We start from the raw sequence: 22,390 nt of genomic DNA on the forward strand, positions 1-22,390 counted from the left end.
GCGTGTGCGAGGGGCATATGCGAGCCCAGCGCGCACACGGTGTGTGAATGCGGCGGACCCGGCCCTCAAAAGAGAGCCGGGTCCGCACAGGCCAGCACTTATACGGAGAGTAGCCGTATCCGGGTGCTACCCGTAGGTGTAGAAGCCCGATCCCGACTTCCGCCCGAGACGCCCCGCGTCGACCATCCGCTGGAGCAGCGGCGGAGCCGCGTACAGCGGCTCCTTGTACTCCTCGTACATCGAGTACGCGACCGAGGCCACCGTGTCGAGGCCGATGAGGTCGGAGAGCTTGAGCGGACCCATCGGGTGCGCGCACCCCAGCTCCATGCCGTTGTCGATGTCCTCGCGGCTCGCCATGCCGGACTCGAACATCCGGATCGCGGAGAGCAGGTAGGGAATCAGCAGCGCGTTGACCACGAAGCCCGAGCGGTCCTGGGCGCGGATCGCGTGCTTGCCGAGGATCTTCTCCACCAGGGACTGCGCCCGGCTGATGGTGCCCTCGGAGGTGGTGAGGGCCGGGATCAGCTCGACGAGCTTCTGCACCGGGGCCGGGTTGAAGAAGTGGATGCCGATGACCTGGTCGGGGCGCGAGGTGGCGACGGCGAGCTTCACCAGCGGGATGGAGGAGGTGTTCGAGGCGAGGATCGCGTCCTGCCGGACCACCACCTGGTCGAGCACCTGGAAGATCTCCGTCTTCACCTGCTCGTTCTCGACGACCGCCTCGATCACCAGATCGCGGTCGGAGAACTCGCCGAGGTCCGTCGTGAAGGAGAGCCGCTCCTGTGTGGCGTCCCGCTCCTCCTCGGAGATCTTGCCGCGCTCGGCGGCCTTGGAGAGTGAGTTGTAGAGCCGGGTCCGGCCAATCTCCAACGCCTCACCAGTGGTCTCGGCGACCTTCACATCCAGGCCGGCGCGGGCGCACACCTCGGCGATGCCCGCTCCCATCTGGCCGCAGCCCACCACTCCGACGCGTTCGATGTCGGTCACATCGTCCCTTTCGCTCTCACTGTCCGCTCTCACTGTCATGGGGCCGGCAGGTATCCGTTGTCCGGTACCTGCCGCCGCCACGCACGTTACTCCGGATCTGTCCACGTTCGGCGGGCCGGGTCGGGCATGCTGTGCCAGGTGGACGGTCCGTGACCAGGCGGACCCACTGTGTTTGGGGTGTACGGCATGGGGCGTATGTCACGACGGGGATTCGCGGCGGTCGCGGCGGCAGGACTGTCGGGACTCGTCACGGCGGGACTGGCCGTGGCGGCGGAGATGTCCGAGGGCGGCGGAGGAGGCGGGGGCCGCGGCTCCGGTGGTACTCGCCGGCACCGGCGCCGGGACCCCGCCGGTGCGCTGCGCGGAATGTGGCTGGCGACCGTGGCGAACCGCGACTGGCCCTCGAAGCCCGGCCTGACCGCGCAGGCGCAGCGCGCCGAACTGCTCGCGCACCTCGACACGGCGGTGGAGCGCCGACTGAACGCGGTGATCTTCCAGGTGCGCCCGACGGCCGACGCGCTGTGGGCCTCGCCCTTCGAGCCCTGGGCGCAGTACCTGACCGGTGTCCAGGGCAAGGACCCCGGCTGGGACCCGCTGGGCACCGCAGTCGAGGAGGCCCACGCGCGCGGACTGGAACTGCACGCCTGGTTCAACCCGTACCGCGTCGCCAACCACACCGACCCGACGAGGCTCGTCGCCTCGCACCCGGCCCGCGTCCACCCCGACTGGGTCGTGCCCTACGGCGGGAAGCTCTACTACAACCCCGGTCTGCCCGAGGTCCGGGCCTTCGTCCAGGACGCGATGCTGGACGCGGTGAAGAAGTACGCCGTGGACGCCGTCCACTGGGACGACTACTTCTACCCGTACCCGGTCGCGGGCCAGGTCTTCGACGACGACGCCGCGTACGCCGCGCACGGCGGGCAGTTCCCCGACCGGGCGGCCTGGCGGCGCAACAACATCGACCAACTGGTGCTGGAGACGGCCGCCCGGATCAAGGAGGTCCGGCCCGGCACGCAGTTCGGGATCAGCCCGTTCGGGGTCTGGCGCAACGCCACGACCGACCCGCTGGGCTCGGACACCCGGGCCGGCGTGCAGACGTACGACGACCTGCACGCGGACACCAGGAAATGGGTCCGGGAGAACTGGGTCGACTACATCTGCCCGCAGCTGTACTGGAACATCGGCTTCGCCGCGGCCGACTACGCGAAGCTCGTTCCCTGGTGGTCGCAGACCGCGCAGGGCAGCAGGACGAAGCTGTACGTGGGGGAGGCGCTCTACAAGGCCGGTGACCCTGCGCAGCCCGCGGCCTGGCAGGACCCGGCGGAACTGTCCCGGCACCTGACCCTCGCCGGGAACCATCCGCAGGTGCGCGGGCACGTCTTCTTCTCGGCCAAGGAAGTGGCCGCCGACCGTGTCGGAGCCATGGCGAGGGTGGTCGCCGACCACTACCGGCAGCCCGCGAAGCCCACTCTCTGACCCGGCAGGTCCGCCGGGGCCGTCGGGTCCGCCAGGTTCCTCGGGTCCGTCAGGGCCTGTCCTCGCGGTGCTGGACCACACAGTCGGGGCCGGGAGACATCAGGGTCTCGTGACCGTCCTCGAAGCGGACCCGGTACGGGGGGTTCCCCTGCTGTCCGAGCACTTCGATGACTTCCGCGACCCGGTCGTGCTGCCCGACGATCCTGCCGTGCACCAGCAGCTGGTCGCCTACGGTTGCCTGCATCGGTGGGGCCTCCTCGTTCCGCACGGGAGTGGCGATTCGTGACCGCAAGTCTACGGCGGGTAGCGCCCGTTGGGATCGGCCCGGACCTACCCCTCGGCCCCTTGCCCGTCGTCAGCCCCGGGCCCGCTGGGTGACGGCGATGCAGACGAGTACGGCGGCGGCCGTCAGCGGGGCGGCCGGGGTCACCCGCTCGCCCAGCAGCAGCACCGACCACACCAGGGTGAGAAGCGGCTGGGCGAGCTGCAGCTGGCTGGCCTTCGGGATGCCGATCGCGGCCATCCCGCGGTACCAGACGACCAGGCCGAGGAACTGCGACCCGACCGCGACCCACAGCAGCCCGGTCACACTGTGCGCGGTCAGCCGCACGGGCTCGTACGACAGCGCGATCGCGGCGGCCGGCACCGTGAGCGGCAGGCACATGACCAGCGCCCAGCCGATGACCTGCCAGCCCGGCATCACCCGGGCCAGCCGGCCGCCCTCCGTGTAGCCCGCCGCGCAGATCAGGAGCGCCCCGAAGAGGTAGGCGTCCGCGCTGCTCAGGGCGCCGCCGCTCTGCTGCACGGTGAACGCGATGACGACTGCGGCGCCCGCGTAGGCCGCGACCCAGAAGGTGCGGGAGGGGCGGGTGCCGACGCGCAGCGCCGAGAACAGGGCGGTCGTCAGGGGAAGCAGACCGACGACGACCGCGGCGTGCGCGGTGGTCGACGTCTCCAGGGCGAGGGTGGTGAGCAGCGGGAAGCCGAGGACGACTCCGGCGGCGACGACGGCGAGGCCCGCCCAGTGGCGGCGGCCGGGGAGCGGCACGCGCAGGGCCAGCAGGCAGCCGCCCGCGACGAGCGCGGCCAGGACGCTCCGCACGGCCACGAGCGACCAGGGGCCGAAGCCCTCCAGGCCCCACGCGGTGGCGGGGAAGGTGAGGGAGAAGGCGGTGACGCCGAGCGCGGCGAGGAGGGTCCCGGTTCGGGGATCAGGCTGCTCCGGCCGGGCGGAGCCCCGGTCGCCGGCGGCGGTGTCACGGACCTCGGCGTCGGCGGGGCGACCGTCGGGGGAGGCCCGGACGACCCTCGAAAGAGTGCCGGGCACCGCTATCGAGGTCGGTGCGGTAGCGCTATTCTCTGCTCTCATGCACGAGCGTAGCAGTGTCGCTGATCTGGCCAACAGTCTGAGAAGTGAGCTGGACCGCTACTCTCCAGGTGGAAAGCTGCCGTCCAGCCGGGCGCTCGTCGAGCGGTTCCGGGTGAGCCCCGTGACCGTGTCACGGGCGCTGGCCCAGCTCTCCGCCGAGGGGCTTGTCGTCACCAGGCCCGGGGCGGGGGCGTTCCGGGCCGAGCCGCGCGCCGCCGGGCCGGCCGTGGGGGACACCTCCTGGCAGGAGGTCGCACTCAGCGCGGACGCCACGTCCGACCTCGTGCCCCGCACGGTGGACGCCTCCGGGGTACTGGTCTCGCTGGCCACCCCGCCGCCCGGAGTCATCGAGTTCAACGGCGGCTATCTGCACCCCTCGCTCCAGCCCGAGCGGGCGATGGCCGCGGCGCTGTCCCGGGCGGGCCGACGCCCCGGCGTCTGGGCGCGCCCGCCGGTCGACGGACTGCCGGACCTGCGCGAGTGGTTCGCGCGGGGCATCGGCGGCGCCGTGACCGCCGCCGAGGTGCTGATCACGGCCGGCGGCCAGTCCGCGCTGACCACCGCGCTGCGCGCACTCGCGCCGCCCGGCGCCCCCGTCCTCGTCGAGTCACCCACGTACCCCGGGATGCTGGCGATCGCCCGCGCGGCCGGGCTGCGGCCCGTGCCCGTGCCCGTGGACCGGGACGGGGTGAAGCCGGAGCTGCTCGCCGACGCCTTCCGGGCCACCGGCGCCCGCGTCTTCGTCTGCCAGCCGCTGTTCCAGAACCCGACCGGCGCGGTGCTCGCCCCGGAGCGGCGCGGCGAGGTGCTGCGGATCGCCCGCGAGGCGGGCGCGTTCGTCATCGAGGACGACTTCGTACGCCGGCTCGTGCACGAGGACTCGGGCCCGCTGCCGCGTCCGCTGGCCTCGGACGACGCCGACGGAGTGGTCGTGCACGTCTGCTCGCTGACCAAGGCCACCTCGCCGAGCTTCCGGGTGAGCGCGCTGGCCGCCCGCGGTCCCGTCCTGGAACGGCTGCGGGCCATCCAGGTCGTCGACACCTTCTTCGTACCGCGACCGCTCCAGGAGGCGGCCCTGGAACTCGTCGGCTCGCCCGCCTGGCCCCGCCATCTCCGGGCCGTCTCGGCGGAACTGCGCATCCGGCGCGACGCGATGGCCGCCGCGCTGGGCCTGCGGCTGCCCGAACTGGCCCTGCCCCACATCCCGTCCGGCGGCTACCAGCTGTGGGTGCGCCTGCCCGACGGCACTGGGGGTACCTCCCAGGCTTTCGGCTCCGGGGGAGAGACGGCGCTGCTGTCCGCCGCCCTGCGCGCGGGCGTGGCCGTCACCCCGGGCCGCCCCTACTTCAGCGCCGAGCCACCGGCGGCCCATCTGCGACTCAGCTTCGCGGCGGTCGCGAGCACCGCCGAGATCACCGAGGGGGTGCGCAGACTGCGTACGGCCTGCGCCGAAATCGGTTCGACAGCCGGATCCTGAGCTGGGACTCTCCCGCCATGAACGACACACCGAGTCTGCCCGAGGGCTACGAGATCTCCACCGACCCCGCGCGTATCGACGTCGACCGCGTCCACCGCTGGCTCTCCACCGACGCGTACTGGGCACTCGACCGGCCGCGCGAGCTGCAGGAGCGCGCCATCGAGGGATCACTCAACTTCGGTGTCTACGAGACGGTTTCGGGTGACCAGGTCGCGTATGCGCGCGTGGTGACCGACGGGGCGACCTTCGGGTGGCTCTGCGATGTGTACGTGGACCGGTCCGCGCGGGGCCGAGGGCTGGGGACCGCCTTCGTCGCCGCCGTGTGCGACCACCTCCAGCCCCTCGGTCTGCGCCGCGTGCTGCTCGCCACCCAGGACGCGCACGGGGTCTACGAGAAACTCGGGTTCAAGGGGCTCGACCGGCCCGACCGGTGGATGGCGCTCGGCCGCGAATGATCTTTCACCGGCCTTCGACCGGCCTCTCATCGGCCTTTGTCGATCTCCGTGCACGAGCCCGTCCACGCGTCTGTGCGCGAGCGTTCGCGTGAGCATTCCGTGAGCGCCGTCGATCAGCTCTTGACCTGCGCAGTTCCGGCCTTCACGATCGCCGCATGCATGTTCGGGTCACGCTGATCGCCGCCGCCCGCGGTTCCTCGTTGCTCGCCGAGCGCTTCGACGACGACCGGCCGCTCGACCAGGCGGGTTGGGGCGAGGTGCAGCGCGTCGCCCATGCCCTCATACCGTTGGCGGCGGCCGAGCTGCGGTACTGCTCGCCGACACCGCGCAGCCGGGCCACCGGTGACGCGCTGGGCCTGTCACCGCTGGCCCAGCCCGCCCTGCGGGACTGCGACATGGGCCGCTGGCGCGGTCTGACCCTCGGGGAGGCGATGGCCCGTGAACCCGAGGCCGTGGACGCCTGGCTCGCCGACCCGTACTCCGCGGCCCACGGCGGCGAGCCGTTGGCCGAGTTCGTCCAGCGTGTCGGCAGCTGGCTCGACACCCGCCCCGCCGACGACGGCGGAAGGATCGTCGCCGTGGCGGAACCCGCGGTCGTACGCGCGGCGCTCGTCTACGCCCTGCGGGCGCACCCGTCGACGTACTGGAACTTCGACGTCCGTCCGCTGTCGACGGCCACCCTCATCGGCTGGGCCGGCCGCTGGAATCTGCGCTTCGACGCTCAGTACGAACGCGTGTAGTCCGTCGTGAGGACCAGGTCCTTGGCGGGGCCGCCCACCCGCCACACCGTCCGCCAGCGGTCCACGTCGTACACGGTGAACTCGCCCCGGTAGAGGTCCGCCGAGCACGGATGGTCGGCGACGTACCGCCCCGACGTGAGGTCCAGGTCGTGGAAGGGGCGGCCGTCCGCGAACCGTACGTCGGCCCGTCCGGGAGCGCCGCCCGGCAGGAACCGCAGGGTGCGCTCGGCGGGCCGGGCCACGCCCTGCCAGGTGAAGGTGCCGGACTCACGGTGGAGCAGCCCCTCGGAGCGGCTGGAGCCGTCGAGCCGCTCGAAGACCGTCGTCCCGCTGAAGGCACCCGCCGCCCCGCTCGCGAGATCCCGCACCGAACGCTCCACCTGCCAGCTTCCGGCCAGGTACGCCAGCACATCGCTCACCGGCCGGAATCCGGCCATCCCCTCCGCCACAGCGGCCTCTCCTGTCCAACCCATTGACGTGCTCCTGCCTCCTACCTATCTTGCCGTTCGAAGTATTGATCAGCGTCCGGTATCTCGAACAAGTAATGCGCGTCATCACGTCATGTCGCACGCCTCTCAGAGCCGCGGAGGATCCATGTCACATGCCCGCACCCGCACTCGCTGGAGACTCGCCCTCACGGCCACCACACTGCTGGCCGCCTCCTTCCTCGTACCGGCACCGGTGGGTGCCGCCCCCGTGAACGCCGCCGCCGAGGACGTCACCGACTACGCGATCACCGTCGACCCCAGGGCCTCGGGCGCGAGAATCGACGACACGATGTACGGCGTCTTCTTCGAGGACATCAACCGGGCCGCGGACGGCGGTCTGTACGCGGAGCTGGTGCAGAACCGGTCCTTCGAGTACTCGACCGCCGACAACCGCTCGTACACCCCGCTCACCTCCTGGGCCGCCACCGGCACCGCGAGGACCGTGGACGACGACGGCCGGCTGAACGCCCGCAACCGCACCTACCTCGCGCTGGACGGCGGCTCGTCCGTCACCAACTCCGGCTACAACACCGGGATCCCGGTGCGGGAGGGCAACGCCTACGACTTCTCGGTGTGGGCCCGCGCCGACGCGTCCGCCACCCTCACGGTGACCCTGGGGGACGCCGACGGCGAGCTGGCACAGGCCCGCCGCGTCACCGCCCGCGGCGGCTGGGCCAAGTACACGGCACGCCTCACCGCGACCCGCACCAGCGCCACCGGCCGCCTCACGGTGGCCGCGGGCAGCCCCGTCGCGCTCGACATGATCTCGCTCGTCCCGCGCGACACCTACAAGGGTCACGGCCTGCGCGAGGACCTCGCCCGGAAGATCGCCGCCCTCGACCCTGCCTTCGTCCGCTTCCCGGGCGGCTGCCTGGTCAACACCGGCAGCATGAAGGGATACGACGAGGAGTCCGGCTGGGAGCGCAAGCGCGCGTACCAGTGGAAGGACACGATCGGCCCGGTCGAGCAGCGCGCCACGAACGCCAACTTCTGGGGCTACAACCAGAGTTACGGCCTCGGCTACTACGAGTACTTCCAGTTCTCCGAGGACATCGGAGCCATGCCGCTGCCCGTGGTGCCCGCCCTCGTCACCGGCTGCGGCCAGAACCAGGCCGTCGACGACGACGCGCTCCTCAGGCGGCACATCCAGGACACCCTGGACCTCATCGAGTTCGCCAACGGGCCGGTGACCAGCGAGTGGGGCAGGCAGCGGGCGAAGATGGGCCACCCGAAGCCCTTCCGCCTCACCCACCTCGCGGTCGGCAACGAGGAGAACCTGCCGAACGAATACTTCGAGCGGTTCAAGCAGTTCCGCGCGGCCGTCGAGGCGAAGTACCCGGACGTCACCGTCGTCTCCAACTCCGGCCCCGACGACAGCGGTTCGACCTTCGACACGGCCTGGAAGCTCAACCGGGAAGCGAACGTCGACATGGTCGACGAGCACTACTACAACAGCCCGCAGTGGTTCCTGCAGAACAACGACCGCTACGACTCGTACGACAGGAACGGCCCCCAGGTCTTCCTCGGCGAGTACGCCTCCCAGGGCAACACCTTCAAGAACGCCCTCTCCGAAGCCGCGTTCATGACCGGTCTTGAGCGCAACGCGGACGTCGTGAAGCTCGCCTCGTACGCCCCGCTGCTCGCCAACGAGGACTACGTGCAGTGGCGCCCGGACCTGATCTGGTTCAACAACCACGCGTCCTGGAACTCCGCCAACTACGAGGTGCAGAAGCTCTTCATGCGCAATGTCGGCGACCGGGTCGTACCGTCGCGCGCGACCGGCACACCGTCGGTCAGCGGCCCCATCACGGGCGCGGTCGGCCTGTCGACGTGGGCGACGAGCGCCGCGTACGACGAGGTGAAGGTGACCGGCGCGGACGGCACGGAACTGCTGGCCGACGACTTCTCCGGTGACGCCTCGCAGTGGACCCACACCGGCGGCGGCAGCTGGAGCGTGCAGGACGGCCAGTACGTGCAGAGCGACGAGGCCGCCGAGAACACCATGGTCTCCGCGGGTGACCCGGCCTGGCACGACTACGACGTGCACGTGAAGGCCACCAAGAAGGCCGGCAAGGAGGGCTTCCTCGTCGCCTTCGGCGTCAAGGACACCGGCAACTACTACTGGTGGAACCTGGGCGGCTGGAACAACACCCAGTCCGCCGTCGAACAGGCCGTGGACGGTGGCAAGTCGACGCTGATCTCCAAGGCCGGGTCCATCGAGACGGGCCGCGCCTACGACATCGACATCAAGGTGCGCGGCCGGCAGGTGACCCTCCTCCTCGACGGCCAGGAGTGGGGAAGCTTCACCGACGACAAGCCGGCCGAGCCGTTCCGGCAGGTCGTGACCGAGGACAAGAAGACCGGTGACCTGATCGTCAAGGTGGTCAACGCCCAGGCGGCGGACGCCCGTACGGCGGTCGACCTCGGGAGTGCGAAGGTCCGCTCGAAGGCCTCGGTGACCACCCTCGCCGCCGCCCCCGACGCCGTGAACACCGAGACGGACACGGCCGTCGCGCCGGTCACGTCCACCTTCTCGGGAGTCGCGAGGAAGTTCACGTACACCTTCCCGGCGAACTCGGTGACCTTCCTGCGTACCAGGAAGGGGTGACCGGCCGGGCGGCCCGGGTGTGGTGGCAGACGCCCGGGCCGCCCTCCGGCGTGAAGGCGGGTCAGCCCTTCTCGGTGGTGTCCTTGGTGCTCAGGAAGAGGTCCTGGCCGTCCTTCGTGACGGCGAAGCTGGCGTCGGCGCGGAGTTCCAGGACGGCTCCGCCTTCGGGGTATCCCGTGTTGGTCGCCCACAACGGCTTGTCGTCCGCGGTGTAGACGACCAGGTTGCCGTCCTCTTGGAAGACGGCCTTGTAGTTCTCGCCGGAGGTCAGGGACGCCCAGACGGGCCTGTCGGTCTCGTCGTAGGCGACGAGGTTGCCGTCCGTCTGCATGATCAGCTTCATGTGCGCGGTCTGCAGGAACTCACCGGGCTGCAGGGTCCGCCGGGGCTGCACCGTCAGCGTCTCCGGCAGGGGCGCGGGACTCGACGGCTTCTTGCTCGCCTCCGCATCGTCCGCGCCGGCCGTGCTCCGGTGGGAGTCGCCGCGGCTCGCGGACGCCTTCGGGTCCTTGGCGTTGTCGTCGGCCGAGCCGGAACTCTCCAGGGCGATCACGGTGGCCACCACGATCGCGACAGCGACCACGGCACCGCCGGCGATGAGCGGCTTACGGCGGCGGAGCCGGCCCGACCGTGTGCCGGGCGCGGACGGGCCGGACGGTTCGGCCTGCGTCGGAGGAGGCAGGAACCGCGTCTGGGCGGCGGCCACCGGAGCGGGAGCCGGGCCGTCCGGCGGGGCGGGAGCGGCACCGGGCGCGGTGACGTTGACCTTCGTGGGCGCGTACGGCGCCGCGGGTGCGTACGGCGCCGAGGGCGTGGGCGACCCGGGAGTCGCGGCCACGGTCGGGGTCGCGGCCGTGTCGGAGGCGGCCGCCATGGCGATGATCCGCTGATAGGCGGGGTGCCGCACGATGTCGGTCTCGCTGTCGCACAGCTCCACGATCCGCTGCGGCTGGGGTCGTCGCGCCGGGTCCTTGTGCGCGCAGAGAGCGATCAGCTCGGCCATCTCGGCGGGGATCCCGGCGAGGTCCATGTCCTCGTGGACGGTGCGGTAGGAGACGGTGGCCAGCGAGCCCTGCCCGTACGGCGCACGGCCGGTGAGGCAGTAGGCCAGGGTGACGCCGAGTGCGAACACGTCGGACGGCGGCCCCGCCTCGCTCCGGGTGAGGGTCTCCGGGGCGATGAACCCGGGCGTGCCGATGGCGGTGCCGACCTGCGTGATGTTCGACATCTCGTCGCTGCGGGCGATCCCGAAGTCGATCAGCTGAGGGCCGGTGGCCGAGAGGATGACGTTCTGAGGCTTGATGTCGCGGTGCAGCACACCGTGTACGTGGACGTCGGCGAGCCCTTCGGCCAGCGCGGCCAGCACGGCGCGGCCGAGGTCGACCGGGAAGGGCCCCGACGTCTCGACGGCGTCGGCCAGCGTCGGACCGGGCACGTACTCGGTCGCCATCCAGAACGGCGGATTGTCCACCTCGGCGTCGATGAGTGCCGCCGTGAACGCGTTGCGGATGGTCCCCAGGGTCTCCACCTCGCGACGGAAACGCTGCAACGCCGCCGGGTCGTCCTGGAGATGGGCGTTGATGACCTTGATCGCGGCGGGCCGCCCCCCGGGTGTCCGGCCGAGGTAGACGCTTCCCATGCCTCCGGAACCGAGCCGTCCGAGTAAACGGTAGCGACCTATGTTCGTCGGGTCGGAATTCTGCAGTGGGTACACCTGACACGCCCTCCAGGCAGTCGAGACACACGCGTCCGTAGTGACGTGGCTTGTGTCCAAGACTCTCTGCGGCGGGATGTCGGTTCCGGTGCCACCGTTCCCTCAGCTCCGCCCTGAGGACGAAGAATATAGCGCCCGTGACACCGGCCACTCCCCAGGGAAGCCCGGGCGAACCGAGGGAAGATTGCATAAACGTGCAGCGAAACGTATAGTCATGCCATCCAAGAGGAGGGTTCCATGGCGGTACGTGCGGCAGTGGCCGGAGCGAGTGGGTACGCGGGCGGGGAACTGCTGCGTCTGCTTCTGGTGCACCCCGAGATCGAGATCGGCGCCCTGACCGGCAACTCCAACGCGGGACAGCGCCTCGGCGCGCTGCAGCCTCATCTTTTCCCGCTGGCCGACCGCGTACTCCAGGAGACCACGGCCGATGTCCTCGCGGGACACGACGTCGTCTTCCTGGCGCTGCCCCACGGGCAGTCCGCCGCCGTCGCCGAGCAGCTCGGCCCGGAGGTCCTGGTCGTCGACATGGGCGCCGACTTCCGGCTGAAGGACGCGGCCGACTGGGAGCGGTTCTACGGCTCGGCGCACGCCGGGACCTGGCCCTACGGCCTCCCCGAGCTGCCCGGCGCCCGCGCGGCGCTGGAAGGCTCGAAGCGCGTCGCCGTGCCCGGCTGCTATCCGACGGCCGTCACGCTCGCGCTCTTCCCCGCCTACGCGGCCGGGCTCGCCGAGCACGAGGCCGTCGTCGTCGCCGCGTCCGGGACGTCCGGCGCCGGCAAGTCCCCCAAGACGCACCTGCTCGGCAGCGAGGTCATGGGGTCCATGTCCCCGTACGGCGTCGGCGGCGGCCACCGGCACACCCCCGAGATGATCCAGAACCTCGGCGCCGTCGCGGACGGGCCCGTCACCGTCTCCTTCACCCCGACCCTCGCCCCGATGTCCCGGGGCATCCTCGCCACGTGCAGCGCCAGGGCGAGGCCCGGCGTCACCGCGGAGTCCGTCCGGGCCGCCTACGAGAAGGCTTACGCGGACGAGCCGTTCGTGTTCCTGCTGCCCGAGGGCCAGTGGCCGGCGACCGCGTCCGTCCACGGTTCCAACGCCGTTCAGGTGCAGGTCGCGTACGACGAGGCCGCGGGGCGCATCATCGCGATCAGCGCCATCGACAACCTGACCAAGGGCACCGCGGGCGGTGCCGTCCAGAGCATGAACATCGCCCTCGGACTCGACGAGACCACCGGGCTTTCCACGATCGGAGTCGCACCGTGAGTGTCACGGCAGCAAAGGGGTTCACGGCGGCCGGTATCGCCGCCGGGATCAAGGAGAGCGGCGGTCCCGACCTGGCCCTCGTGGTCAACAACGGGCCCCGCCTCGCCGCCGCGGGCGTCTTCACCTCCAACCGCGTGAAGGCCGCGCCGGTGCTGTGGTCCGAGCAGGTCCTCAAGGGCGGCACGCTGACCGCCGTCGTCCTCAACTCCGGCGGCGCCAACGCCTGTACGGGACCCAAGGGCTTCCAGGACACGCACGCCACCGCCGAGAAGGTGGCCGAGGTCCTCGGGCAGAACGCGGGCGAGGTCGCCGTGGCCTCCACCGGGCTCATCGGCATCCTGCTCCCGATGGACAAGCTCCTGCCGGGCGTCGAGCAGGCCGCCGCCGCTCTGTCCGAACACGGCGGCGAGAAGGCCGCCATCGCCATCAAGACCACCGACACCGTCCACAAGACGTCGGTCGTCCAGGGCGACGGCTGGACCGTCGGCGGCATGGCCAAGGGCGCGGGCATGCTCGCCCCCGGCCTCGCCACGATGCTGGTCGTCCTCACCACGGACGCCGACGTCGACAGCGAGGCGCTGGACAAGGCGCTGCGGGCGGCCACGAAGGTCACCTTCGACCGCGTCGACTCCGACGGCTGCATGTCGACGAACGACACTGTGCTGCTGCTCGCCTCCGGCGCCTCGGGGATCACCCCGCAGTACGCGGAGTTCGCCGAGGCCGTACGGGCCGTCTGCGACGACCTCGGCCAGCAGCTGATCCGGGACGCCGAGGGCGCGGGCAAGGACATCAAGATCGAGGTCGTCAACGCGGCGAGCGAGGACGACGCCGTCGAGGTGGGCCGCTCCATCGCCCGCAACAACCTCCTCAAGTGCGCCATCCACGGCGAGGACCCCAACTGGGGCCGCGTGCTCTCCGCCATCGGCACCACCTCCGCCGCCTTCGAGCCCGACCTGCTGAACGTCGCCATCAACGGCGTCTGGGTCTGCAAGAACGGTTCTGTGGGCGAGGACCGCGACCAGGTCGACATGCGCTACCGCGAGGTCCACATCGTCGCCGACCTCGCCGCGGGCGACGAGACGGCCACGATCTGGACCAACGACCTCACCGCGGAGTACGTCCACGAGAACAGCGCGTACTCGTCATGAGCGCCACCCGTAAGCACACCGCGCTGCCCAAGGCCCAGATCCTCATCGAGGCGCTGCCCTGGCTGACCCGGCACAACGGGAAGACGGTCGTCATCAAATTCGGCGGCAACGCCATGATCGACGAGGACCTGAAGGCCGCGTTCGCCCAGGACGTCGTGTTCCTGCGCCAGGCCGGCCTCAAGCCCGTCGTCGTGCACGGCGGCGGCCCGCAGATCAGCGCGGCGCTGGACCGGCACGGCATCGTCAGCGAGTTCAAGGCGGGCCTGAGGGTCACCACCGAGGACGCCATGGACGTCGTACGCATGGTGCTCGCCGGACAGGTCCAGCGCGAACTGGTCGGACTGCTCAACCAGCACGGTCCGCTCGCCGTGGGACTCACCGGCGAGGACGCGCACACCATCACCGCCGTCAAGCACCAGCCCGAGATCGACGGGGAGTTGGTCGACATCGGGCGGGTGGGCGAGATCACCGCGATCGACACGGGCGCGATCGAGGCACTGCTCGCCGACGGCCGGATCCCGGTCGTCTCCTCGATCGCCCGTAGCGAGGACGACGGACATGTCTACAACGTCAATGCTGATACGGCGGCTGCGGCACTCGCTGCGGCGCTGGGCGCCGAAACACTGATGGTCCTCACCGACGTCGAGGGACTCTACGAGGACTGGCCCAACTCCGACGAGGTCATCAGCCGGCTCACCGCCAAGGAGCTGGAGAAGCTGCTGCCCGAGCTGGCCAGCGGCATGGTGCCCAAGATGGAGGGCTGTCTGCACGCCGTGCGCAACGGCGTGAACACCGCCCGCGTGATCGACGGCCGGGTCCAGCACTCGATCCTGCTGGAGATCTTCACCGACGAAGGCATCGGCACGATGGTCGTGCCCGATGCGGAGGGGGACGCTGACGCATGACCGCCAACGAGGAACTCACCCAGCGCTGGCAGGGCGCGCTCATGGACAACTACGGCACCCCCCGGCTGCCGCTCGTCCGTGGCGCCGGCACCAGGCTGTGGGACGCCGACGGCACCGAGTACCTGGACTTCGTCGGCGGGATCGCGGTCAACGCGCTCGGCCACGCCCACCCGGCGATCGTCGAGGCCGTGACCCGGCAGATCTCGTCCCTCGGCCATGTCTCCAACCTCTTCGTCGCCGAGCCGCCCGTCACGCTCGCCGAACGCCTCCTCCAGCTCTTCGGGCGGGACGGCCGCGTCTACTTCTGCAACTCGGGGGCCGAGGCCGTCGAGGGCGCCTTCAAGATCGGCCGGCTGACCGGGCGCCCGCACATGGTGGCGACCGACGGCGGCTTCCACGGCCGCACCATGGGCGCGCTCGCGCTCACCGGCCAGCCGGGCAAACGGGATCCCTTCCTGCCGCTCCCGGGCGACGTCACGCATGTCCCGTACGGGGACCCGCAGGCGCTGGCCGCCGCCGTCACCGAGGACACCGCGCTCGTCGTCATCGAGCCGATCCAGGGTGAGAACGGTGTGGTCGTGCCGCCCCCCGGCTATCTGAAGGCGGCCCGTGCCATCACCGCCGCCACCGGCAGCCTCCTCGTCCTGGACGAGGTGCAGACCGGCGTCGGCCGGACCGGGCACTGGTTCGAGTACCAGGCGCACGAGGGTGTCCTGCCGGACATCGTCACGCTCGCGAAGGGCCTCGGCGGCGGGCTGCCGCTCGGCGCGACGGTCGCCTTCGGGCGCGCCGCGCAGTTCCTGAAGCCCGGTCACCACGGCACGACGTTCGGCGGCAACCCGGTCGCCTGCGCCGCGGGGCTCGCCGTCCTCGACACGATCGAGTCCGAGGGCCTGCTGGAGAACGTGAAGCGGTCCGGCGAGAAACTGCGCGACGGAATAGAGTCCCTCGGCCACCCGCTGGTCGACCATGTCCGGGGCTCGGGGCTCCTCCTGGGTATCGTGCTCACCGAGCCGCTCGCGCCCCGAGCGCAACAGGCGGCTCAGGACGCCGGCCTCCTGGTGAACGCGCCCGCCCCCGATGTCGTACGGCTGATGCCGCCCCTGAACATCACCGAAGACGAGGTGGACACGTTCCTCCGGGCCTTCGCCGGTGTTCTCGACGCGGTGACCGACGTGACCGACGAGGACGGACGAACCGGAGAATGACCGGAGAATGAGACGACGATGAGTCAGGCGCAGGATCACGACCACGCGGGGCCCGCTGTCCCGCAGACCCGCACCGCACGCCACCGCCGGATCGTGGACATCCTCAACCGGCAGCCGGTGCGCTCCCAGAGCCAGTTGGCGAAGCTGCTCGCCGACGACGGGCTGAACGTCACCCAGGCGACGCTCTCCCGGGACCTGGACGAGCTGAACGCGGTGAAGATCCGCAACAACGACGGCGACCTGATCTACGCGGTGCCGAGCGAGGGGGGTTTCCGGACGCCTCGCGCTCCGCTGGGGGAGTCGGCGAAGGAGGAGCGGATGCGGAGGCTGTCCTCGGAGCTGCTGATCTCCGCGGAGGCGTCGGCGAACCTGGTGGTTCTGCGGACTCCGCCCGGGGCCGCGCAGTTCCTCGCCTCGGCCATCGATCAGGCGGAGTTGCAGGACATCCTTGGCACGATCGCGGGCGACGACACGCTGCTGCTGATCAGCCGCGATCCCACGGGGGGTCAGGCCCTGGCGGACCATTTGCTGCGGCTGGCCCAGAACCACCACTGAGGTGGCGCGCGGGGTTCGTTGTCGGGTGCGGGTGCGGGTGCGCTGTGGCTGGCCGCGCAGTTCCCCGCGCCCCTGAAAAACGGGGCTACGCCCCGGCTTTTCCCCCTGCCGGCGCGGGCCGTACCAATACACGCCCCCGCCCCGACCCCTAAGGGGCGCGGGGAACTGCGCGCCCAGCCACGACGGGCCCGCAGACGCCCTGGCGGGAGGGTCGTGCTTTAGGGGCGCGAGGAACTGCGCGAGCGACCACAGTGGGCCCGCAGCCGAAAGACAAGCCGTTTCAGCCCAGCCGGTTGGCCAAACCGCCCGTGCAGCGGACCTCGTCGCCCGCCGTGATCAGCAGCGCCTCGATGTCCGGGAGGGACTCCAGCCACGCGAGGGCCTGCCGCGAGCCCATCGCGAAGGCCGCAGTCGCCCAGGCGTCAGCCCAGGTGATCCGGGGGCCGACGACGGTCACCGCGACCAGGTCGGTGACCGCGGAGCGGCCCGTACGCGGATCCACTATGTGCGTACCGCGCTCGGCGGACCCCGACGTGGCCACGGCCAGCCGGTCGACCCCGGCCGCGGAGACGACGGCGGCAAGCCCGCCCGGCCGCAACGGGTCGGACACCCCGACCCGCCAGGGCCGGTGCGGCCCCGGCACGCCGAACATCTGCACGTCACCGCCGCCGTTCACGCTCACCCCGCTCGCCCCGGCCTCGACGAGCCGCAGGGCCGCCCGCTCGACGGACCAGCCCTTCACGATGCCGGTCGGATCGATGGCACCCGCGTACGTCGAACTGAACCAGCCGTCGCTCAACCGCTCGGCCTCGGCGCACAGTTCGAGGACCTCGGCGACCTCCGGATCGCACTCCTCCACGGTCAGCAGGCCCTGCGCCAGCCGGGAGATCTGGCTGTCCTCGCGATAGGTGCTGAAGACCTCGTCCACCACATGGAGCTGGGCGACGGCAGCCGCCAACGCGGCCTGTACCGCCTCGGGTTCACCCCCTCGTACGTCGAAGGAGAAGACCGTGCCCATCACCTCCTCCGCGTGACGCACCGCCAGAGGCGCCTCAGCGGGTTCGGCGGGCCCGGCGGGTTCAGCCACCGGCCTGGTCCAGGGCCGACTGCAGGGACTCCTTGTAGCCGCCGCTGGTGTAGGTGGCACCCGAGACGGCGTCGATGTCGGCGCTGCCCGCCGCGACCGCCGCCGCGTTCAGCTTCGGCACCGCGTCACCGCTGATCTGGTCGCTGCGACCACCCTTGGGCTGCTGCACCGCCTCGGCCTTGGTGATCTTCCCGCCGGTCACGGTGACCCGTACCTGCACGGGCCCGTAGTCGGTCGTGACGGCCTTGCCGGTGACGGTCTTCGCCTGCGCGGAGCCCGCCCCCGACCCGCTCGCGTCGCCGGACCCGCTGCCGCCACCGGTGGCGCTCCCCGTGCCACCGGTGCCGCCGCCCGTGCCGCTCGCCTCGGCCGAACCGCCGCCCGTCGCCCCCGCCTTGTCGAGAGCCGACTGCAGCGACTTCTTGTAGCCGCCGCTGGTGTAGGTGGCACCCGAGACGGCGTCGATGTCGGCGCTGCCGACCGTGACGGCCGCCTTGTTCAGCTTCGGCACGGCGTCGGTGCTGACCGTGGTGCTGCGTCCGCCGGTGGGCGACTGCAGGGCGGCGGCCGAGGTGATCTTCCCGCCGGCCACGGTGATGCGGACCTGGACGTTGCCGTACTCGGTCTTGACGACGTCACCGGTGAGGGTCTGGGCCTGCGTGCCGCCGGCGGCCTGCACTCCTCCGGAACCCTGCGGGGCGGCCGACTGCTGCTGTGACGCGCCGTCGGCGGACGCGGCCGCCGGGTCAGACGCGGGCTTCAGCGACAGCAGCAGGACGATCCCGGACACCGTGGCGGCACCGGCCAGCACGATGCGGCGCATGGGATGACTCTTCTTCATGGGTCCGGACTCCCGTTCCTCAGAGTTCGAAGGACTCGTGGTGGATGCGGCGGGCAGGCACGCCGGCGCCGCGAAGTGCGGTGTACGCGACCTCGGCGAAGCCGGGCGGCCCGCACAGGAACACGTCGTGATCGTCGATGTCGGGCAGCTTCTGGCGCAGCGTCTCCGGATTGATGTCGGGGCGCTCCCCGTCGGGGCTGTTCACCGCGTACATCAGCCGGGCACCGCGCTCGTCGGCGATGGCCGACAGCTCGTCCCACAGCGCCAGGTCCTGGGTGCTGTTGGCCCGGTACAGCAGGGTCAGGTCGCCACGTTCCGCGGGCAGCGTCTCGAACAGCGCCCGCATCGGGGTGATGCCCACGCCGCCGGCCATCAGCAGCACCTTGCCCTGGCTGCGCCGGGACGCCGTCAGCGCGCCGTACGGGCCCTCGGCCCACACCCGCGTGCCCCGCTTCAGCCCCTTCAGCGCGGTGCTGTGGTCGCCCAGCGCCTTGACGGTGATCCGCAGCAGACCGGGACGCGGCGCGGCCGACAGCGAGTACGGGTGTGAACTGAGCCGCATGCCCGGCGCCATGAACCGCCAGCGGAAGAACTGTCCCGGCTCGGCACCGATCCGGTGCAGCCGCTTCCCGCTGATCAGCACGGAGACGATGCCGGGCGCCTCCTCGACGACCTCCTCGACCTGCATCCGGTGGCGCAGGTTCAGCCGGACCGGCGTGATCACCCGGTACCAGATCACCAGTGCGGTGACCGTCCCGTACAGCGCGTACCAGGCCGTCGTCGCGGCCGGCTCGACCGCGAAGTCGTTGCCGGTGGACAGTTGGTGCCAGAACGACAGGTACACGGACACGTAGGTGAGCAGGTGGATGTGGTACCAGGTGTCGTACGGGATCCGCTTGCGCAGCCCGCCCACCGAGATCAGGCCGATGAACAGCAGCAGGCCCGTGCCGATCGCCGCCTTGCCCATGTCGGGCAGGGTCTTGACCGAGTCGATGGTCTGCTCGACGACCCCGGTGTTCGCCTGGAGGGCGTAGCCGTACATCGTCAGTCCGATGTGGGCGAGGACGAGACAGAGCGTGTAACGGCCGCTCATGGCGTGCCAGCGGGCGACCCGGTCCGAGCCGACCCGGCGTTCCAGAGCGGGCACCCGGGCCATCTGCAGGACCACGAGAGCCATCAGATACCCGGCGAGCAGACCGGTGATCCGGCCCGCGTTCAGGATCCGGCCCTTGTCGTCGGCGATGGACGGCGTGTTGCTCCACCACAGCCAGACGACGCCCGCCGCGCCCGCCCATACGGCGATCAGCAGCGGGATGGCGGGGGAGCGACGAGGGCGGATGCGGCGCATCGTCTGGCGCCGCGCCGCGCGACCGCCGGCGATCGTGCTCACGGTTCCTCCGTGGGGGACGCTGGGAAGGGGAGTGACCCCTCGGCCCACTGGTACGTCCCGGGACGGCCGTGTGTTCAACGGGCCGCGGGGCAAGCCGTGAACTGCTGAGACTCGCGGTAACCGGCGGAGGCTACCAACTAGTAATGAGTGAGGGCGGTCGGCCCGCCGTCCGTCCCGATGGCGATGTGCGGACTACGGGCGGGCCGGGCCCAGTCGAGGATCCGCCGCATGGCGTCCGCGGGCACGGACACACAACCGGCCGTCGCCCCGGACCCGTTGACGTGCAGGAAGATCCCCGCGCCCCGACCCCGTACGGGCCGCTCGTAGTTGAAGCCGATGACGAGCGCGTGCGCGTACTGCGTCCGGTACGAGATCAGGTGCTCGGACTCGGCGGCGCGGCAGTCGGCCGGGCGGGGGTCGGTCCACCGGTTGTAGGAGCTGGAGGCGTTGTCCTGGCACCACCAGGACGTCTGCTCCACCCGGCGGTACGGCGTGCGCGTCCCCTCGGGCGCCGGGTCGATCCCGAAGGCGTACGGCAGGTCGTACAGGCCGGTGGGTGTGGTGTTGGTGCCCTGCTCGCGGGAGCCGCCCTCGACGAGCCCCTCGGCGCCGAAGCGCGCGGGCGCGGAACCGGCCTCGACCCAGCGTCCGCCACGGCGGTTCCACCAGGTGACCGTGCCGGTCGTCGAGGAGGTTGAGGCGGCCCGCGCGGTGATGAGCTGGCTGCCCCCGCCCGTGTCCGCCATCCGCTCGGGCAGCGGGGGCGGACCGGTGGGAGCCGGTCCCGCGGCGAGCACGAGGAGGGACACGGACGCGAGGACGGCGGCTCCGAGGCGCATGCTCAGACGGTACGGGCCGGCATGGGCAGCGGCAGCCCGGGCAGGCCGTCCATGCTGGTCCCGATGTGCTCCTTCTTCTCGAAGTACGCGTTCAGTGAGACGTCGTCCTCGCGCGCGAAGCGCTTGGCGTGCAGGTCACGGTCCTCGTCGTACGACATGAAGGGCACGGCGTAACCGCAGCTGTCCCGGACGAGTTCGGCCGTCACCACGATGATCGCCCGTAGGCCGTGCGGGTCAGGGGCGATGTCCGGGAAGTGTGCGAGGAGGTCCTCGAACCGGGGGTCGTCACGGAAGACCGGCTCGCCCCGTCCGTGCACGCGGACGATGTTCGGCGGGCCCTGGAAGGCGCACCACATCAGGGTGATCCGGCCGTTCTCCCGCAGGTGCGCGATCGTCTCGGCGTGGCTGCCGGCGAAGTCCAGGTAGGCGACGGTGAGGTCGTCGAGCACCGCGAACGAACCGGTCAGCCCCTTGGGTGAGAGGTTGACCGTGCCGTCGCCCGACAGGGGGGCGGTCGCGGTGAAGAAGAGGGGCTGCGCCTCGATGAAGGTCCGCAGGCGACCGTCTATGCGTTCGTATGTCTTTCCCATGTCAAGTGATTATCGTCGTAGGTCTTTCGCCTGTCTAAGGATTTACGTTCCAGGGTGTCTTCACGCGGGTGGCGAGGACAGCCCCGGGACCCGCGGGCCTTGTGGCCCACGGGTCCCGGACTCGCCCCGGCCGGCGTGCGGGGCGCCCGTGGGGGGAACGTCGTCGCCGGTTCGGCGTGTTCGGTTACTGGTTCAGCTCGCAGGGGGCGAGTGCTTCGAGTCCTTCGGGCTTGGCGGCGGTGCGGCCGATGGCGGTCTCGATGCGGTTGAGTACGGCGACGCGCTTGTCCTCCAGGGGGCCGAGGATGGCGTTCTGGACGAAGTTGGCGCCGCCCTGGCCGACGGTGTCGATGAGCCGCTGGTTCGCTTCGGCGATCTGGGTGTCGAGGAGGGCGAGGTTCCTGGTGACCTCGTCCTGCGCGGAGGCGGGGATCGCGGGGAGACTGCCCTCCACCGCGGGGCAGTCGACCGTGCCGACGGCGCCCGCGTCGCCCGTGTCCTCGGCTCCGCCCGCGTTCCCGCCGGGCTCCTCCGTGGCGGCTTCGGTCGGCTCGGCCCCGGCCTCCTCGCCCGCCTCGTCGCCCGCTTCCGCCGCACCGTCGGCGTTCAGCTCGCAGGGGGCGAGTGCTTCGAGTCCTTCGGGCTTGGCGGCGGTGCGGCCGATGGCGGTCTCGATGCGGTTGAGTACGGCGACGCGCTTGTCCTCCAGGGGGCCGAGGATGGCGTTCTGGACGAAGTTGGCGCCGCCCTGGCCGACGGTGTCGACGAGTCGCTTGTTGGCCTCGGTGATCTGGGTGTCGAGGAGGGCGAGGTTCCTGGTGACCTCGTCCTGCGCGGAGGCGGGGATCGCGGGGAGACTGCCCTGCACGGCCGGGCAGCTGATCGTGCCGGGGGAGGCGAGGGTGCCGGCGGCCCGGCCGTTGTCGCTCTTGGACGTCTCCCCCGCGAGGGCGGAACCGGCGATGACCGCTCCGGACAGCGCCACCGCGGCGGCGCCGCCGATGATCGCCACGCGACGCTTGTTGTACTTCGGAAGAGCCCTGGACATGGGGATGCCTCACTTGGGTCAGGAGTGGGTGTACAGACGCGGCGCCGGCGTTCGCGGTGAAGTACGGGAAAGCGGTTTCTCGCGTTCAATGGGCGCGGGAAATTACTTGGCTTCGCGCTTTTTCGACCCTGAGCGGACCCCGAGCGGACCCCGGGCCGGGCCTAAGTGGACCCCGGGCCGGGTCCGAGCCGTCTCGGGC

21 protein-coding genes are annotated in these 22,390 nt (G+C 71.1%); 10 read left to right on the forward strand and 11 right to left on the reverse strand.

Going from position 1 to position 22,390, the window contains the following annotated elements:
• Positions 1-126 precede the first annotated feature (126 nt).
• Complete coding sequence (locus OHS59_RS35670; RefSeq protein WP_328497463.1) at positions 127-987, reverse strand: 3-hydroxybutyryl-CoA dehydrogenase; 861 nt, start codon at positions 985-987, stop codon at positions 127-129.
• A 186-nt stretch (positions 988-1,173) separates the two neighbouring features.
• Between OHS59_RS35670 and OHS59_RS35675 the strand changes: the two genes are divergently transcribed.
• Positions 1,174-2,463: a glycoside hydrolase family 10 protein gene (locus OHS59_RS35675; RefSeq protein ID WP_328497464.1), complete on the forward strand. Its 1,290-nt coding sequence runs from the start codon at positions 1,174-1,176 to the stop codon at positions 2,461-2,463.
• A 49-nt stretch (positions 2,464-2,512) separates the two neighbouring features.
• Here the strand turns inward: OHS59_RS35675 and OHS59_RS35680 are convergent, their stop codons facing one another.
• Positions 2,513-2,707, reverse strand: coding sequence for a DUF1918 domain-containing protein (locus OHS59_RS35680; RefSeq protein WP_328497465.1), 195 nt, complete (start codon positions 2,705-2,707; stop codon positions 2,513-2,515).
• Positions 2,708-2,818: 111 nt separating this feature from the next.
• On the reverse strand, positions 2,819-3,832 hold the full coding sequence (locus tag OHS59_RS35685) for a DMT family transporter (RefSeq protein ID WP_328497466.1): 1,014 nt from the start codon (positions 3,830-3,832) through the stop codon (positions 2,819-2,821).
• On the opposite strand from OHS59_RS35685, the gene OHS59_RS35690 reads away from it, so the two are divergent.
• From OHS59_RS35690 to OHS59_RS35700, 3 genes are all read left to right on the forward strand, one after another.
• Entirely contained in the window at positions 3,831-5,309 is a 1,479-nt protein-coding gene (locus tag OHS59_RS35690) for an aminotransferase-like domain-containing protein (protein WP_328497467.1), read from the forward strand. The genes OHS59_RS35685 and OHS59_RS35690 overlap by 2 nt on opposite strands.
• A 17-nt stretch (positions 5,310-5,326) precedes the next feature.
• Entirely contained in the window at positions 5,327-5,764 is a 438-nt protein-coding gene (locus tag OHS59_RS35695) for a GNAT family N-acetyltransferase (protein ID WP_328497468.1), read from the forward strand.
• 155 nt (positions 5,765-5,919) lie between these two features.
• A complete protein-coding gene (locus OHS59_RS35700; protein ID WP_328497469.1) occupies positions 5,920-6,504 on the forward strand; it encodes a histidine phosphatase family protein in 585 nt (194 codons plus the stop codon).
• On the opposite strand, the gene OHS59_RS35705 is transcribed toward OHS59_RS35700, so the two are convergent.
• The gene (locus tag OHS59_RS35705; RefSeq protein WP_328499486.1) at positions 6,486-6,941 is read right to left on the reverse strand and encodes a DUF6314 family protein; all 456 of its coding nucleotides are present in this window, start codon (positions 6,939-6,941) and stop codon (positions 6,486-6,488) included. The two genes, OHS59_RS35700 and OHS59_RS35705, sit on opposite strands and share 19 nt — an antisense overlap.
• 157 nt (positions 6,942-7,098) lie before the next feature.
• On the opposite strand from OHS59_RS35705, the gene OHS59_RS35710 reads away from it, so the two are divergent.
• A complete protein-coding gene (locus tag OHS59_RS35710) occupies positions 7,099-9,600 on the forward strand; it encodes an alpha-L-arabinofuranosidase C-terminal domain-containing protein (RefSeq protein WP_328497470.1) in 2,502 nt (833 codons plus the stop codon).
• Between the two features lie 61 nt (positions 9,601-9,661).
• Here the strand turns inward: OHS59_RS35710 and OHS59_RS35715 are convergent, their stop codons facing one another.
• Positions 9,662-11,314 carry a protein kinase domain-containing protein gene (locus OHS59_RS35715; RefSeq protein ID WP_328497471.1) on the reverse strand — a complete coding sequence of 551 codons (1,653 nt, stop codon included), beginning with the start codon at positions 11,312-11,314 and terminating at the stop codon, positions 9,662-9,664.
• A gap of 237 nt (positions 11,315-11,551) precedes the next feature.
• Between OHS59_RS35715 and argC the strand changes: the two genes are divergently transcribed.
• From argC to OHS59_RS35740, 5 genes are read left to right on the forward strand one after another with little or no spacing between them, the layout of a single operon-like run.
• Complete coding sequence (gene argC / locus OHS59_RS35720) at positions 11,552-12,580, forward strand: N-acetyl-gamma-glutamyl-phosphate reductase (RefSeq protein WP_328497472.1); 1,029 nt, start codon at positions 11,552-11,554, stop codon at positions 12,578-12,580.
• Entirely contained in the window at positions 12,577-13,728 is a 1,152-nt protein-coding gene (argJ, locus tag OHS59_RS35725; RefSeq protein ID WP_328497473.1) for a bifunctional glutamate N-acetyltransferase/amino-acid acetyltransferase ArgJ, read from the forward strand. Before argC ends, argJ begins: the two co-directional genes overlap by 4 nt.
• Positions 13,725-14,633 carry an acetylglutamate kinase gene (gene argB, locus OHS59_RS35730; RefSeq protein WP_328497474.1) on the forward strand — a complete coding sequence of 303 codons (909 nt, stop codon included), beginning with the start codon at positions 13,725-13,727 and terminating at the stop codon, positions 14,631-14,633. The genes argJ and argB overlap by 4 nt, the downstream gene beginning before the upstream one ends.
• The gene (locus tag OHS59_RS35735) at positions 14,630-15,841 is read left to right on the forward strand and encodes an acetylornithine transaminase (RefSeq protein WP_328497475.1); all 1,212 of its coding nucleotides are present in this window, start codon (positions 14,630-14,632) and stop codon (positions 15,839-15,841) included. Before argB ends, OHS59_RS35735 begins: the two co-directional genes overlap by 4 nt.
• 18 nt (positions 15,842-15,859) lie before the next feature.
• Entirely contained in the window at positions 15,860-16,396 is a 537-nt protein-coding gene (locus OHS59_RS35740) for an arginine repressor (RefSeq protein ID WP_328497476.1), read from the forward strand.
• A gap of 280 nt (positions 16,397-16,676) precedes the next feature.
• On the opposite strand, the gene OHS59_RS35745 is transcribed toward OHS59_RS35740, so the two are convergent.
• From OHS59_RS35745 to OHS59_RS35770, 6 genes are all read right to left on the reverse strand, one after another.
• Positions 16,677-17,414 (reverse strand): FAD:protein FMN transferase, encoded by a 738-nt coding sequence (locus OHS59_RS35745; protein ID WP_443061666.1) that lies wholly within the window; start codon positions 17,412-17,414, stop codon positions 16,677-16,679.
• Positions 17,415-17,475: 61 nt separating this feature from the next.
• On the reverse strand, positions 17,476-18,324 hold the full coding sequence (locus OHS59_RS35750; RefSeq protein WP_328497478.1) for an FMN-binding protein: 849 nt from the start codon (positions 18,322-18,324) through the stop codon (positions 17,476-17,478).
• 19 nt (positions 18,325-18,343) lie between these two features.
• A complete protein-coding gene (locus tag OHS59_RS35755; RefSeq protein WP_328499487.1) occupies positions 18,344-19,672 on the reverse strand; it encodes a ferredoxin reductase family protein in 1,329 nt (442 codons plus the stop codon).
• Positions 19,673-19,851: 179 nt separating this feature from the next.
• Positions 19,852-20,553 carry a L,D-transpeptidase family protein gene (locus OHS59_RS35760; protein WP_328497479.1) on the reverse strand — a complete coding sequence of 234 codons (702 nt, stop codon included), beginning with the start codon at positions 20,551-20,553 and terminating at the stop codon, positions 19,852-19,854.
• A 2-nt stretch (positions 20,554-20,555) separates the two neighbouring features.
• Entirely contained in the window at positions 20,556-21,143 is a 588-nt protein-coding gene (locus tag OHS59_RS35765) for a pyridoxamine 5'-phosphate oxidase family protein (protein ID WP_328497480.1), read from the reverse strand.
• 184 nt (positions 21,144-21,327) lie between these two features.
• Positions 21,328-22,191 (reverse strand): hypothetical protein, encoded by an 864-nt coding sequence (locus OHS59_RS35770; protein ID WP_328497481.1) that lies wholly within the window; start codon positions 22,189-22,191, stop codon positions 21,328-21,330.
• Positions 22,192-22,390: the final 199 nt, after the last annotated feature.

Source organism: Streptomyces sp. NBC_00414 (assembly GCF_036038375.1).
Lineage (GTDB): Bacteria > Actinomycetota > Actinomycetes > Streptomycetales > Streptomycetaceae > Streptomyces.

Bases quoted from the DNA above. Each gene is read 5' to 3' on its own strand.
- OHS59_RS35695 (WP_328497468.1), top strand. From the start codon at position 5,327: ATGAACGACACACCGAGTCTGCCCGAGGGCTACGAGATCTCCACCGAC.
- OHS59_RS35750 (WP_328497478.1), bottom strand. From the start codon at position 18,324: ATGAAGAAGAGTCATCCCATGCGCCGCATCGTGCTGGCCGGTGCCGCC.
- OHS59_RS35735 (WP_328497475.1), top strand. From the start codon at position 14,630: ATGACCGCCAACGAGGAACTCACCCAGCGCTGGCAGGGCGCGCTCATG.
- OHS59_RS35685 (WP_328497466.1), bottom strand. From the start codon at position 3,832: ATGAGAGCAGAGAATAGCGCTACCGCACCGACCTCGATAGCGGTGCCC.
- OHS59_RS35745 (WP_443061666.1), bottom strand. From the start codon at position 17,414: ATGGGCACGGTCTTCTCCTTCGACGTACGAGGGGGTGAACCCGAGGCG.
- OHS59_RS35700 (WP_328497469.1), top strand. From the start codon at position 5,920: ATGCATGTTCGGGTCACGCTGATCGCCGCCGCCCGCGGTTCCTCGTTG.
- OHS59_RS35765 (WP_328497480.1), bottom strand. From the start codon at position 21,143: ATGGGAAAGACATACGAACGCATAGACGGTCGCCTGCGGACCTTCATC.
- OHS59_RS35760 (WP_328497479.1), bottom strand. From the start codon at position 20,553: ATGCGCCTCGGAGCCGCCGTCCTCGCGTCCGTGTCCCTCCTCGTGCTC.
- OHS59_RS35740 (WP_328497476.1), top strand. From the start codon at position 15,860: ATGAGTCAGGCGCAGGATCACGACCACGCGGGGCCCGCTGTCCCGCAG.
- OHS59_RS35770 (WP_328497481.1), bottom strand. From the start codon at position 22,191: ATGTCCAGGGCTCTTCCGAAGTACAACAAGCGTCGCGTGGCGATCATC.
- OHS59_RS35680 (WP_328497465.1), bottom strand. From the start codon at position 2,707: ATGCAGGCAACCGTAGGCGACCAGCTGCTGGTGCACGGCAGGATCGTC.
- argB (WP_328497474.1), top strand. From the start codon at position 13,725: ATGAGCGCCACCCGTAAGCACACCGCGCTGCCCAAGGCCCAGATCCTC.
- OHS59_RS35705 (WP_328499486.1), bottom strand. From the start codon at position 6,941: ATGGCCGGATTCCGGCCGGTGAGCGATGTGCTGGCGTACCTGGCCGGA.
- OHS59_RS35710 (WP_328497470.1), top strand. From the start codon at position 7,099: ATGTCACATGCCCGCACCCGCACTCGCTGGAGACTCGCCCTCACGGCC.
- argC (WP_328497472.1), top strand. From the start codon at position 11,552: ATGGCGGTACGTGCGGCAGTGGCCGGAGCGAGTGGGTACGCGGGCGGG.
- OHS59_RS35675 (WP_328497464.1), top strand. From the start codon at position 1,174: ATGGGGCGTATGTCACGACGGGGATTCGCGGCGGTCGCGGCGGCAGGA.
- OHS59_RS35690 (WP_328497467.1), top strand. From the start codon at position 3,831: ATGCACGAGCGTAGCAGTGTCGCTGATCTGGCCAACAGTCTGAGAAGT.
- OHS59_RS35755 (WP_328499487.1), bottom strand. From the start codon at position 19,672: ATGCGCCGCATCCGCCCTCGTCGCTCCCCCGCCATCCCGCTGCTGATC.